General features: G+C 71.7%; 10 protein-coding genes and 1 pseudogene. 4 read left to right on the top strand and 7 right to left on the bottom strand.

Annotated features, from left to right (window positions below; translation table 11 throughout):
* Positions 1–4: 4 nt before the first annotated feature.
* The gene (locus ACIBEF_RS30490; RefSeq protein ID WP_396796799.1) at positions 5–1,012 is read left to right on the top strand and encodes a helix-turn-helix transcriptional regulator; all 1,008 of its coding nucleotides are present in this window, start codon (positions 5–7) and stop codon (positions 1,010–1,012) included.
* Here the strand turns inward: ACIBEF_RS30490 and ACIBEF_RS30485 are convergent.
* The gene (locus tag ACIBEF_RS30485) at positions 1,007–2,314 is read right to left on the bottom strand and encodes an RICIN domain-containing protein (RefSeq protein ID WP_396796798.1); all 1,308 of its coding nucleotides are present in this window, start codon (positions 2,312–2,314) and stop codon (positions 1,007–1,009) included. The two genes, ACIBEF_RS30490 and ACIBEF_RS30485, sit on opposite strands and share 6 nt — an antisense overlap.
* A 157-nt stretch (positions 2,315–2,471) precedes the next feature.
* Between ACIBEF_RS30485 and ACIBEF_RS30480 the strand changes: the two genes are divergently transcribed.
* Complete coding sequence (locus ACIBEF_RS30480) at positions 2,472–3,659, top strand: spore photoproduct lyase family protein (protein WP_396796797.1); 1,188 nt, start codon at positions 2,472–2,474, stop codon at positions 3,657–3,659.
* Between the two features lie 2 nt (positions 3,660–3,661).
* Here ACIBEF_RS30480 and ACIBEF_RS30475 read toward each other — a convergent pair whose 3' ends face one another.
* A complete protein-coding gene (locus tag ACIBEF_RS30475; protein ID WP_396796796.1) occupies positions 3,662–4,504 on the bottom strand; it encodes a M15 family metallopeptidase in 843 nt (280 codons plus the stop codon).
* 239 nt (positions 4,505–4,743) lie between these two features.
* On the opposite strand from ACIBEF_RS30475, the gene ACIBEF_RS30470 reads away from it, so the two are divergent.
* A complete protein-coding gene (locus ACIBEF_RS30470; protein WP_396796795.1) occupies positions 4,744–5,781 on the top strand; it encodes a LacI family DNA-binding transcriptional regulator in 1,038 nt (345 codons plus the stop codon).
* Between the two features lie 135 nt (positions 5,782–5,916).
* On the opposite strand, the gene ACIBEF_RS30465 is transcribed toward ACIBEF_RS30470, so the two are convergent.
* The 3 genes from ACIBEF_RS30465 to ACIBEF_RS30455 all read right to left on the bottom strand — a co-directional run bounded on the left by ACIBEF_RS30465 (position 5,917) and on the right by ACIBEF_RS30455 (position 8,817).
* A complete protein-coding gene (locus ACIBEF_RS30465) occupies positions 5,917–6,762 on the bottom strand; it encodes a peptidylprolyl isomerase (protein ID WP_396796794.1) in 846 nt (281 codons plus the stop codon).
* 70 nt (positions 6,763–6,832) lie between these two features.
* A complete protein-coding gene (locus tag ACIBEF_RS30460) occupies positions 6,833–8,041 on the bottom strand; it encodes a D-alanyl-D-alanine carboxypeptidase family protein (RefSeq protein WP_396796793.1) in 1,209 nt (402 codons plus the stop codon).
* A gap of 47 nt (positions 8,042–8,088) precedes the next feature.
* The gene (locus ACIBEF_RS30455; RefSeq protein ID WP_396796791.1) at positions 8,089–8,817 is read right to left on the bottom strand and encodes a MerR family transcriptional regulator; all 729 of its coding nucleotides are present in this window, start codon (positions 8,815–8,817) and stop codon (positions 8,089–8,091) included.
* A 166-nt stretch (positions 8,818–8,983) separates the two neighbouring features.
* Between ACIBEF_RS30455 and ACIBEF_RS30450 the strand changes: the two genes are divergently transcribed.
* Positions 8,984–11,275, top strand: a complete 2,292-nt coding sequence (locus ACIBEF_RS30450; protein WP_396796789.1) for an ATP-binding cassette domain-containing protein — start codon at positions 8,984–8,986, stop codon at positions 11,273–11,275.
* 151 nt (positions 11,276–11,426) lie between these two features.
* On the opposite strand, the gene ACIBEF_RS30445 is transcribed toward ACIBEF_RS30450, so the two are convergent.
* Both ACIBEF_RS30445 and ACIBEF_RS30440 read right to left on the bottom strand, forming a co-directional pair.
* Positions 11,427–11,846, bottom strand: a complete 420-nt coding sequence (locus ACIBEF_RS30445; protein ID WP_396796788.1) for a protein-tyrosine phosphatase family protein — start codon at positions 11,844–11,846, stop codon at positions 11,427–11,429.
* Positions 11,847–12,581: 735 nt separating this feature from the next.
* Positions 12,582–12,878, bottom strand: a pseudogene (locus ACIBEF_RS30440) (IS5/IS1182 family transposase); the annotation flags it as partial.

Here is a 12,878-nt window from a genome sequence, read left to right as displayed (position 1 = left end):
GGACATGGTGGAGACCTCCGTGCGCCTGCTGCGGCTGCTGACTCTCCTACAGGTGCGCCGGGAGTGGTCCGGCGCGGAGCTGGCCGAACGGCTCGCGGTCACCACCCGCACGGTACGAGCGGATGTGGAGCGGCTGCGGGTGCTGGGCTACCAGATCGAGTCACACCCGGGGGTCGCCGGCGGCTACCGGCTCGGCGCCGGGTCTGCGCTGCCACCGCTGCTGCTCGACGACGACGAGGCGGTGGCGGTGGCCGTCGGGTTGCGGGCGGCGGCTGGCGGCTCGGTGACCGGTATCGAGGAGACCTCGCTGCGGGCGTTGGCCAAGCTGGAGCAGTCGCTGCCGTCCCGGCTGCGGCACCGGGTGGACGCCCTGCGCTCGGCGACACTCTCGGCCGCCGGCGGTGGCCCGACCGTGGACGCCGACACTCTCACCGCCGTCTCCACGGCCGCGCACCGTCGGGAGCGGCTGCGGTTCGACTACGCCGGCCATGACGGCACGGTCAGCGTGCGCGACGTCGAGCCGTACCGCCTGGTCTACACGGGGCGGCGGTGGTACCTGCTGGGGTGGGACACCGACCGGGCCGACTGGCGGACCTTCCGCGCCGACCGGATCCAGCCCCGGGTGCCGACCGGCCCCCGCTTCGCGCCGCGGGAGCCGCCAGGTGGCGACGCGGTCGCGCACGTGCTGCGCGGCGTCGGCTCCACGGCCTGGCCACAGCCCGCCCGGGTACGCCTGCACGCGTCGGCCGAGACCATGGCGCAGCGGATCCCCACCACCGCGGGCCTGTTGGAGGCGATCGACGAGCGGACCTGTCTGCTGCACACCGGCGGCGAGTCGCTGGGAAACCTCGCCGCCTTCCTCGGCACCCTGGCTGTCGACTTCGATGTGCTCGACCCACCGGAGCTGCGTGCCGTCGTCCGGGACGTCGCCGCCCGGTTCACGCGCGCCGCCGGGTCCGCGCCGGGGCGAGTCGCGGTTCACCCCGGCGCGGACGTGGCGGTGGAGCTATGACTGCGGCACCAGGCGGAAGGACTGCGCCGCGGTGCCGTTGCAGGCGTACTGGATGAGCTGGACGCTGTCCGCCGTGGACGCGCCCGGCACGTCGAGACACTTGCCGCTGGCGCGGTTGACCAGGCGGTAGTAGCCGCCGCCCTCGGGCTCGGCCCGCCACTGCTGGTTGTTGCCGCCGCTGTAGGACCAGAGCTGGATGGGTGCGGAGTCGGCTGTCGACCGGTCGGTGACGTCGAGCACCTGGCCGCTGTTGTTGCGGTTGTTGACCCGCAGGTACCCGCCGCTGGTCGGGACGAACTGGTACTGCTGCGCGGTGCTGCTGTTGCACGCGTACTGCTGGATGGCCGTGCCGTTCGCGCTGGCCGCGGCCCGCGCGTCCACGCACTTGCCGTTGCCCCGGTTGACAACCGTGTGCCAGGCGGTCGGCGAGATGCCGTCGGACGGCGGGGGCGTGGTCGGCGGGACGGTACCGACACCGGCCAGCCAGTGCAGTCCGTCGATCAGCAACTGGTTCTGCTGCGCGCTGTCAAAGGTGGACGACAGCCCGGTGTTGGTGTTGTAGTTCATCGCGTTGTGGCCGAAGTTGGCGTAGAGCATCTTGTACTGCCGGTTGCTCCAGACGAGCGGGTAGTAGCCGCCGTACCAGGACTGGTTGGGGTCCGTGCCGACCGGGAAGCTGGACGCGTCGACGGAGGCGAGGATGTCGATGTTGGGGTTCTGCCGCAGGTCGTTGCTCCAGGAGTACCACTCGCTGATCGACGACGGGAACGTCGCCGGGAGGTTCCGGGTGGCGGCGTGGGTGCGGTTGTCGGCGCGCATCGTGACCCGGGTGGGTCCCCAGGTGTTCGTCTGGAACGAGCCGGTGCCGAGGAAGGTGTTGTAGTACCAGCTCCAGCTCGACGGGTTGGTGGTGAACGCGCTGACGTGGAAGCCCAGCCATCCCCCGCCGTTCTGCACGTACTGCTGGAACGCGGCGCGTTGCGCGGCGGGCGGCGCGTCGTCGAGGAACATGACGACCTTGTACTGGGCCAGGTTGGAGGTGTTCAGCAGGCTCCAGTTGTTGGTGGCCTCCCAGGAGAAACCGTGCTGGGCGGCGGCCTGCGGGAACCAGGCCCGGGCGTCCTTGACGAAGTCGATGTGCGCGGCGTCCCAGGTGCCGTTGTAGAAGGCCAGGACCTTGAACGTCGGCGCGGCCTGCGCGCTTCGGGTGGCGCTGACCGCGACACCGGCGGTCAGGGCGACGACCAGGGCGACGAACAACGACAGGATTCGTCTGGTACGGGAGGAAAGTTCTGCGATCACCTGATCGTCCCTTCGGTGGGGACGCGCGCCGCCGCGTCGAGGTACATCTGTTCACAAGGTTTACAGATAGACGAAAGGTTATTCCTCTGACCTGATCGCGTCAATCGCCGATTGCCCGAACGGGTGGGATTCCTGCGGCAGCGGGTATCCCGGCCCGGTGACCAGCCCGGACGGTGTCGACGTCGACCAGCCGCTCGCCGTGGACGTGCCCGCCGCGCCGCACGACGCCAGCGGCGAACGCGTGCCGACCCGCGACCTCGCCGGCCTCGCGCCGCCGACCCGGTCGGCGCGCCGCTGGACCCCGAGCAGGGTGGTGGCCACCCCCGCCGCGCTCGACCACCCGCACGGCCAACGGATCGCCGAACGGGTGCGGACACTCGGGATCGAGGTGGAACACCTGCGCGCCAACCGGCTCACCGGGGTACGCGGGCAGACCGACCGGGAAACCTATGCCCGGGCCAAGTCGACGATGGCGATAGTGGTGAGCCCACCCTCGCGGCGCGTGCTGCAACCCATCGCGCCGAGCGCCGACTGGCGGGTCGACCTGGCCGAGGGCTGCCCGGCGCACTGCCAGTACTGCTACCTCGCCGGATCCCTGTCCGGCCCGCCCGTGACCCGGGTGTACGCGGACCTCGACGACATCCTCAGCGGGCTGGCCGCGTACGCCGGGCGCGGCACGGTGACCAGCCGCAACGCGCGGCGCGCCGACGAGGGCACCACCTTCGAGGCGTCCTGCTACACCGACCCGCTCGCCCTGGAGCACCTGACCGGCAGTTGGCGGCGCGCGGTCCAGCACTTCGCCGACTGGGACGCCCCCGCGCAACTGCGCTGGACCACCAAGTACGCCGATGTGGACACCTTCGTCGGGCTGCCGCACGCCGGGCGGACCCGGGTCCGCTTCAGCGTCAACTGCGCCCCGGTGAGCGAACGGTTCGAGGGCGGCACCGCCCGGGTGCCGGACCGGCTGGCCGCGCTGCGCCGGCTCGCCCTCGACGGTTACCCGGTCGGGCTGACCATCGCGCCGATCATCGCGCTGCCGCACTGGCGGGAACGCTACGGCGAACTGCTCGACCAGGTCCGCGCGGCGGTCGACGGGGTGCCCGACCTGGACCTGACCGCCGAGCTGATCACCCACCGGTTCACACCGGGCAGCAAGGAGGTGCTGCTCGGCTGGTACCCGCGTACCCGGCTGGAGATGGACGAGGAGTCCCGCACCCGCAAGCACGGCAAGTTCGGCGCGGTGAAGTACGTCTACCCGCGTGAGCAGATGACCGAGCTGCGCGACTGGTTCACCGCCGAACTCACCGCCCGCGTTCCAGCCTGCCGGGTCCTCTACTGGACCTGACGTCAGCCGACCGAGGAGCGGGCGACCGGGGCGGCGAAGAACGTGTCCGGGTACGGCTCGTCGCTCAGGCTGTAGTGCCACCACTCACGGTCGTAGTTGACGAACCCGGCGTCGGTCATCAGCCGCTGCAACAAGCGACGGTTGTCCCGCGCCGTCCCGGTGATGCGGGGGTCGGCCGTGTGCGCCCGCGAGTCGAAGCAGTCGAAGCCCGTACCCATGTCGATGCTGTTGTCACCGAAGCGCTGCCCGCGCGGCGCGGTGCAGGCGACCAGCGGTTGCCCGACCCGGTACGGAGGTTGGCTGGCGGCGGGCTCGTCGACGAGGGTCAGGTCCAGGGTGCTGCCGCGGCTGTGCGCGGTGGGCGCGCCGATGTAACCGTCGGCGAAGAGCCGGTTCTTGGCCAGGTCCGGGTAGAACTCGGCCTTGGTCTGTTGCTCGTCGGGGCGCTTCGACCAGGCGACGAAGTCGTCCACCGCCGGTTGCGGGCGGTAGCAGTCGTACACCTTGAGGCTGTGCCCACCGGTCAGCGCGGCGTCCTGTACGCGACGCAGGGCCTCGGCCGCCTGCCGGGTGAGCAGGCACAGCGGCTCGCGGTAGCCGGCGATCGGTCGGCCGACGAAGTTGTGCGGTGTGGCGTACCGGATGTCGGCGTGGATGCGCGGGTCGAGGTCGGTCAGCACCACGAACCCCGGTAGCGGGGCCGGCACGGAGGTGGACGGGGTCGGCGTGGGTGTGGGGTTCGCCGACGTCGGCTGCGGCGCGGCCGGCGCGGGGCGGGGCTCCGGCCGCGAGCAGCCGCCCAGCAGCGCGGCGAGCGCGAGCACGACGGCCAGGCGGTAGCGCACGAGTCCTGTCTATCAGCCCGACCAGGGCCACCATCCCAGGATCCATCTGGTCCGCCGACCGAAAGTAACCGGAAAATCTCCGGAACTTTTCCGCAACTCAAGCGAAGCTTCGGTCGGCCTGGCATGTCGTCAACCCCCATCGGTGAGGCAAGATGACGCGTGGAACGGGCACGCCGTTTCGGGACACACGGTGGGCGACGCCTGGTGGTCGTTCCTCCGGCTCGGTGAAGGAGACGCGGGTGGGCGCGGACGACGGACGCAGGGTGACCATCACCGCGATCGCACGGGAGGCCGGAGTGTCGGTGCCGACCGTGTCACGGGTGCTCAACGGACGCTCCGATGTGGCCCCGGACACCCGGGAGCGGGTCGAGGAGTTGTTGCGCCACCACGGCTACCGGCGTCGCACCAGCCGCAGCGTTCGCCGCGCCGGTCTCGTCGACCTGGTCTTCAACGACCTGGACAGTCCCTGGGCCGTGGAGATCATCCGCGGCGTGGAGGACGTCGGGCACGGCGCGGGTGTCGGCACCGTGGTCTCCGCGATCCACCGGCAACCCACAGCGGCCCGGCAGTGGTTGCAGAACCTGCGCACCCGGGCCACCGACGGCGTCATCTTCGTGACCTCGCACCTGAGCCCGCCGCTGCACGCGCAACTGCGTCGCCTCAACGTGCCGGTGGTGGTCGTGGACCCGGCCGGCGTACCGGCCATGGACGTGCCCACGATCGGCGCCACCAACTGGGCCGGCGGGCTCGCCGCGACCGAACATCTCCTCGCGATCGGGCACCGGCGCATCGGTTTCGTGGCCGGGCCGACGCACCTGCTGTGCAGCCGGGCCCGGCTCGACGGTTACCGGGCCGGGCTGGAGGCCGCCGGGGTGCCGGTGGACGACGCGCTGATCTACCCGGGCGACTTCTACCACGCCTCCGGTTTCGCCGGCGGGACCGCGCTGCTCGACCTCGCCGACCCGCCGACCGGCATCTTCGCCTCCAGCGACCAGATGGCCTTCGGCGTCTACGAGGCCATCCGGCGAAGCGGGCTGCGCGTGCCGGACGACGTGAGCGTGGTGGGGTTCGACGACCTGCCGGAAGCCCGCTGGGCCTCACCGCCGCTGACCACCGTGCGCCAACCGTTGGTCGAGATGGGACGGTTGGCTGCCCGAACCGTGCTGCGCCTGGCCCAGGGCGAGGGCATCGACTCGCCCCGGGTGGAACTCGCCACCGAGTTGGTCGTTCGGGACAGCACCGCCGCCCCGCTGACCGGGTCGCCCGCCTCGGCGTGACGGCCTGACCTGCCCCGGAAACCGGTTGGACCGGTTCCGGTCCGTTCCCGAAAATTCCGGCGAGGCCGCGCAGGACCGGGAACGACCCACGGCCGGCGCGGTGAGCGACCGACGGTCACCCACCGCGCCGCGCGGTCAGTGGTGGTGCCAGCGGACGGCCTTGCGGATGGTCACCGGCAGTGCGGGCGCGCCGTCGACCGGTGCCGGGTCCTCAGCGGTCGGTGCCACTCCCCCGGCGGCGATGCGGTCCAGCGTGGCCAGGCCCGCCCCGTCGACCTCGCCGAAGATCGTGTAGTTGGGGCGCAACGCGGAGTTGGCGTAGACCAGGAAGAACTGGCTGCCGTTGGTGTCCGGCCCGGCGTTGGCCATGGCCAGCACGCCACGGGCGTACACCCGGCGCTCCCCGGTCGGGTCGGTGGGCGCGGGCGGCAGGTCCGTCGGCAACTCGTCGCGGTACCGGTAGCCCGGACCGCCCTCACCGGTGCCGGACGGGTCACCGCACTGCAGCACGCTCAGCGTCGGGTACGCGGTGAGCCGGTGGCACGGGGTGCGGTCGTAGAACCGCTTGCTCACCAGGTGCAGGAAGCTCTGCACCGTGCACGGCGCCGCGGCCCGATCCAGTGTCAACCCGATGGGCCCGTGGTTGGTCGCCAGGGTCACCCGGACACTGCCCCGGGCCGGGGTGCGTCGCGGGTCGGGCGGCAGCGGCACGGGCCGGGCTGCGGGTTCGTCCGGGGTCTCGGTGTACGCGCACGGGCCGTGGGTGGTCCGCGGCGGTCGGGTGGCGGCGTCGGCAGCAACGGGCGGCGCGGCGGAGACGCTCACCGGGTCGGCCGACGGGCCCGGGGCGGCGAGCGCCGTGGCGGACGAGCCGACGACCAGCGCCCCGGCGAGCACTGTCACCCCCGCGAGGCGGGTCAGGGCGCGCACCGGTCGGCGGGGTGCCGCCACTGCGGGGCGCGGTTCGAGTTCACTCGACACAGGGATCCTCCTGGACTGGTGGAGCCAGAAAGACCGGAGTCTATGGATGGCAGCGCCCGATGTCGATCCGTCAGGGCATCCGACGGCGACGCCGCCACAGCACGCCGCCCATCAACGCCACCACCGTCGCGCCGCTGACCGCGATCACCGACCAGAGCCACCCCGAGCCGGTAGGCGCGGGCCCGCTGGCCCCCGCCGGTCGGGGCGCGCCGGGTGCCGCCAGCGCGGACGGCGCCGCCGACGGGGTGGCGGTCAGCTCGCCGGGCTCGACCAGTCGACCCACGGCGGCGTCCCGCGGCAGCGTGAAGCCCCAATCCAGTAGGGCCGCGCCCTGCTCCCAGCCGCGCACCGGTGCCGATTCGGCGCCCAGCAGGGTCACCACCAGCCGCCGCCCGCCGCGTTCCGCCGCCCCCACGTAGGTGTGCCGGGCCAGGTCGGTGAAGCCGGTCTTGCCGCCGAGCGCCCCCGGGTACCGGTAGATGAGCTGGTTCTCGTTCTGGATCTCGAAGCCCTTGGTGCGTTGCGCCGGCTGAACCGGAATCGACGCCTGCTCGGTCAGCGCGTACCGACGGAAGTTCGGTTCGGCGAAGCAGGCACGGGCGATCAGCGCCAGGTCGTACGCGCTGGTGAACTGCCCCTTGCCGTCCAGCCCGGACGGGGTGACCGCGTGCGTCTGGAGCGCGCCGAGGTGGTGGGCCTGCTCGTTCATGGCGCGTACGCCGGCGGCGCTGTCCGTTCCGCTGCCGAGTCGCGCGAGAGCGTTGGCGGCTTCGTTGCCGGAGTTGAGCAGTAACCCGAGCCAGATGGTCTCGATGGTGTACCGGCCGCCCGCGACCAGGCCCACGGCCGAGGAGCCGGGTTCGATGTTCATATCCGCGTCGGTGACGGTGACAACCTGCTTCGGGTCGAGCCTGGGCAGCATCGTGGCCGCCAGCAGGAGCTTCTGCACGCTCGCCGGTGTGCCGTACTCGTGGGGGCCGCAGCCGCCGAGCACCTGGCCGCTGTCCAGGTCGGCGACCAGCCACGAGGTGGCGGTGATCCTCGGCGGCGCGGCGACGCCGGACGGCACGACCAGGCCGGCCGTGTCCAGCGCCGCGCCGCCGATCACCCGTTGCTCGGCCACGGCGGGCGGGGGCGACGGCCGGGGTGGGCGGGACGCCGCCGGCACCGGAACCCGGGGACAGCGCACCGTCGGCGCGGCGGACGCTCCCGCCGCACCGACCGGCACGGGAGCGAGCAGGACGGCGGACGTCGTGGCCGCCAGCAGCGCAGCTCTCATGTGCCCGACCCTAGTCAGGAGCATCGCCCGGCGAGACGGGATGCCGGTCAACTCGCGTCGCCGCGAGCGCGCAGGTAGTCGTGCAGGGCGGCGCTGCCCCGCAGTCGGCGCAGGCTGCGGGTGTGCAGCTCCTGCTCGCGGCGTCCCAGCTCGGCGCGGACCCGCTGGGCGCTGCCGGTGGTCCGCAGCTCGCCCAGCACCGCGGCGATGATCTCGAACGGGTACGCGCCCCGCCGCAGCAACGCGATGACCTGCGCCGCGCGTAGCTCCGCCTCGTCGTACACCCGGTAGTTGGTCCCCGGGGTGCGGCCCGGCCGCAGCAGCTCGCGCTCCTCCCACAGCCGCAGCTGCGAGGTCCGGACCCCGACCAGGGTGGCGACCTCGCCGATGCGGGCGCCGTGGCGTGGCGCGGGTCGGGTCGCCGGCGGGCTGGCCAGCACGGTCTCGAAGGCGCCGAGCACCCGGCGGATCTCGGCGCGTTCCCGGTCCAGCTCGGCATGGCCGCCGTCGAGCGCCGCCAGGGCTGCCGGCAGGTCACCAGCGTGCACCGCCGCCATGATCTCCCGGGTACGGCTCCAACCGTGTCCCTCGGCCAACCGCCGCGCCACGCTCAGCGCCCGGGCGTGCTCGGTCGTGAAGATCCGGTAGCCGCTGGCGGTGCGGCGAACCGGCGGCAGCACCCCCAACTCGACGTAGTTGCGCACCTGCTGCACCGAGATCCCGACGGTGGCGGCCAGGTCCACGGCGCGCAGCCGATCCTGTGAGGCGACGTCCACGCGAGCCACCGTACCGCTTACGACATGATTTGAGACTTTCCCGGACGTAGCACCGCTGTCTGCGCTCGGACGCCGGCAGAAGTGTCTACATGGGGATGAATGAGACAATGGAACCCGCCAGTGCCCGGCGGGGCGAAGTCCCGCCACGATTCCGTGAAGGGTCCGTATGTCGCAGCCAACATGGTCCGCCGACAGCCACGACATGATCGAGGTACGCGGGGCGCGGGAGAACAACCTCGCCGACGTCTCGGTCGACATCCCCAAACGCCGGCTGACCGTCTTCACCGGCGTCTCCGGGTCGGGCAAGTCGTCGCTGGTCTTCGGCACCATCGCCGCCGAGTCCCAGCGCATGATCAACGAGACCTACAGCGCGTTCCTCCAGTCGTTCATGCCGAACCTCAACCGGCCGGACGTCGACTCGCTCCGCAACCTCAGCGCTGCCATCGTCGTCGACCAGGAGCGGATGGGGGTCAACTCCCGCTCCACCGTCGGCACCGCCACCGACGCGTACGCGATGCTGCGGATCCTCTTCAGCCGGCTCGGCCAACCGTCCATCGGCGGCCCCGGGGTGTTCAGCTTCAACCTGCCCGAGGGCATGTGCCCCACCTGCGAGGGGCTGGGCCGGGTCTCCGACCTCGACGTCAACGAGCTGGTCGACGTCGAGCGCTCCCTCAACGACGGCGCGATCACAGTGCCCAACTTCGCTGTCGACTCCTGGTACTGGCAGACCATCGTCGGCTCCGGCCTGTTCGACCCGGACGTCAAACTCCAGGACTTCACCCCGCAACAGTGGGAGGACCTCCTGCACAAGCCAGCCACCAAGATCAAGGTGGGCAGCAACAACTGGACGTACGAAGGGCTGGCGGTCAAGGTCAAGCGACTCCTCCTGGCCAAGGACCGCGAGTCGATGCAACCGCACATCCGCGCCTTCGTCGACCGGGCGGTCACCTTCACCAGCTGCGGCGACTGCGGCGGCACCCGACTCAACGCGGCGGCCCTGTCATCACGGATCGCCGGGCGCACCATCGCCGACTGCTCGGCCATGCAGATCAGCGACCTGGCAGCGTTCGTCCGCACCGTCGACGACCCGGGAGCCGCGCCACTCGTCGCCAACCTACGCGACCTGCTGGACTCCCTGGTCGAGATCGGTCTGGGCTACCTCAGCCTGGACCGCGAGTCGGCGACCCTCTCCGGCGGCGAGGCGCAACGGGTGAAAATGGTCCGGCACCTCGGCTCCAGCCTCTCCGACGTCACCTACGTCTTCGACGAACCCACCGTCGGCCTGCACCCGCACGACATCGCCCGGATGAACGACCTGCTGCTGCGGCTGCGCGACAAGGGCAACACCGTGCTGGTGGTGGAACACAAACCGGAGACCATCGCCATCGCCGACCACGTGGTCGACCTCGGCCCGGGCGCCGGCACCGACGGTGGCCGGATCTGCTTCACCGGCGACATCCCCGGCCTGCGCCGCTCCGACACGCTCACCGGCCGGCACCTGGACCACCGGGTGACCCTGCGCTCCGACGTCCGCCAACCCACCGGGCAGCTCGCCATCCGCAAGGCCGACCTGCACAACCTGCACGACGTGGACGTGGACATCCCGCTCGGGGTCCTCACCGTGGTCACCGGCGTGGCCGGCTCCGGCAAGAGTTCCCTGATCCACGGCTCGCTGCGCGGCCGGTCCGGGGTCGTCATCGTCGACCAGTCCCCGATCCGCGGCTCACGACGCAGCAACCCGGCCACCTACAGCGGGCTGCTCGACCCGATCCGCACCGCCTTCGCCAAGGCCAACGGGGTCAAGGCCGCGCTGTTCAGCGCCAACTCCGAGGGCGCCTGCCCGACCTGCAAGGGAATCGGCCTCATCTACACCGACCTGGCGATGATGGCCGGCGTCGCGAGCGTCTGCGAACGCTGCGAGGGGCGGCGCTTCACCGACACGGTGCTCACGTACACACTGCGCGGCAAGAACATCCACGAGGTGCTGACCATGTCCGTCACCGAGGCGTACGCGTTCTTCCCCACCGGGGCGGCGCACCTCGTCCTCGGCCGGTTGGTCGACGTCGGGCTGGGCTACCTCAGCCTCGGCCAACCCCTGACCACCCTGTCCGGCGGGGAGCGACAACGACTCAAGCTCGCCATCCACCTGGCCGAGAAGACCACCACGTACGTCCTCGACGAGCCGACCACGGGCCTGCACCTGGCCGACGTGGACCAACTACTGGCCCTGCTCGACCGGATGGTCGACGCCGGAAACACGGTGATCGTCATCGAACACCACCAGGCGGTCATGGCACACGCCGACTGGCTCATCGACCTGGGCCCCGGCGCCGGCCACGACGGTGGCCGCATCGTCTTCACCGGCACACCGGCCGAACTGGTCGCCACCGGCGACACCCTCACCGCCAAGCACCTCCGCGAGTACGTCAACGACCCGGCGGTGATCGGTCAGGGCTGACGCCGGTGCCCCGCCAGCGGCCGACGCACACCGGCGATGGGGGCCGGCACGAGCGGCTGCGGTCCGGCGGTGCCAGTGGCGGCGTTCCGGCGGTGCCAATGGCTGCGGTTCGGCGGTCCGGCGGCGGTCCGGCGGCGGTCCGGCGGCGGTGTCAGGTGACGCGGCGCAGCCAGCGCCGCTGCCAGGGGGTTTCCACCGCCTTCGGGTGGTAACCGGCCCGCACCCACGGCACCGCCCGCTCGACCGGCAGACCGTCGAGGATCGCCAGCGCGGCCAGGGCCGTCCCGGTGCGACCCAACCCACCCCGACAGGCCACCTCGACACGTTCACCGTCGTGGGCCCGTCGCAGCGCTTCCCGTAGGACGTCGAGGGCTTCGGCGCGGTCCAGCGGCACCCAGAAATCGGGCCATCGGATCCGCCGGTACGGCCAGGCCGGCTCCGGACCAGGTGCCAGCAGCACGGCGAAGTCGGCGGGCGAGGCCGCAGCAGCGATGCGGCGACCGCGCACCGTCGCCCCACTGGGAAGTACGAGTACGCCCGACTGCTCGGACCACAACTGTGCGTCAGTCACCCGGACATTGTGCCGTGACGATCCGACAGCTGAACACAGACAGCGCCGCCCCCGGCTGGTGGGCCGGGGGCGGCGCTGGCGTCGGTGTGCAGGTCGCCTCTCAGCGAGTAGCACGACGCGGCTCCAGCCGAACGGTATTCCGCGAGGGCGATACTAGGTGAGGCCCGCGGACACTGAGTCACACCGACACCCGCCACAACCAGCCCGCCACCGCCATTGTTCCCGCACCCACCTCACCCACCCATCCGACCGCCGCCCGCCCGGCCCGCCGCCTGGCGGTCACACCACCCGGCCGTCCCGCCGCCCCGCCCTGGTGCCGCCCCGCGGGTGCCGCCCGCCCCGCCGTGGTGCCGTGGTGCCGCACCGATGGCCGCGGCCGCCCCACTCCCGCCGCACCGCCTGGCGGAGTCGACCGGCTCGGCCGGGCGGACCGCACAGGCAGGCCGCACAGACGGGCCGCACAGACGGGCGCATCAACGCCCGCTGAATCACCGGTGGCCCGGCGGCCGGTCTCAACGCGCCGCCGCTCCGCCGGACCGTCCTGTCGCCGGTTTCCACCGCCGCACGCCGGTCGTCCCACGACGCCGACACCCGCCGTCGCGCCATGCTTCGGCCACAATCCGCGAGATCTTGGACAGTTTCCGTTAGGAGAGAACGGAAACTGTCCAAGATCTACTGACAGCCACCGACACCATCCGCTCCGCCGACGCTTAGAGCGACCGGCAGTAGGTGTGACTTGAGTCGGCGGGTGGTGGGCCTGGTGTCCCAGCGGTAGAGGGTTCGTGCCCGTTGGATGAGTTGACGTACGGTGACGATCGCTGCTGCCAGGTACAGGTAGAGGTCGATGACGGTGGCGTCGCGGTGGGTGCAGCGGCGGATCTTGCCGAACCCGTTCATCCGCGAGTTCGTCGGCTCTACCACCCAGCGTTTACCAACTTGGATGGGTGCGGGTATGCCTGTGCGGGCGATCTGCGCGTCGAAGCCGATCTCGTCGAGTAGGTCCCGGGTGCGTTTGCTGTCGTACCCGCGGTC

This window comes from Micromonospora sp. NPDC050795 (genome assembly GCF_044456785.1).
GTDB lineage: Bacteria > Actinomycetota > Actinomycetes > Mycobacteriales > Micromonosporaceae > Micromonospora.
This window is presented reverse-complemented; position numbering and strand designations above follow the sequence as displayed.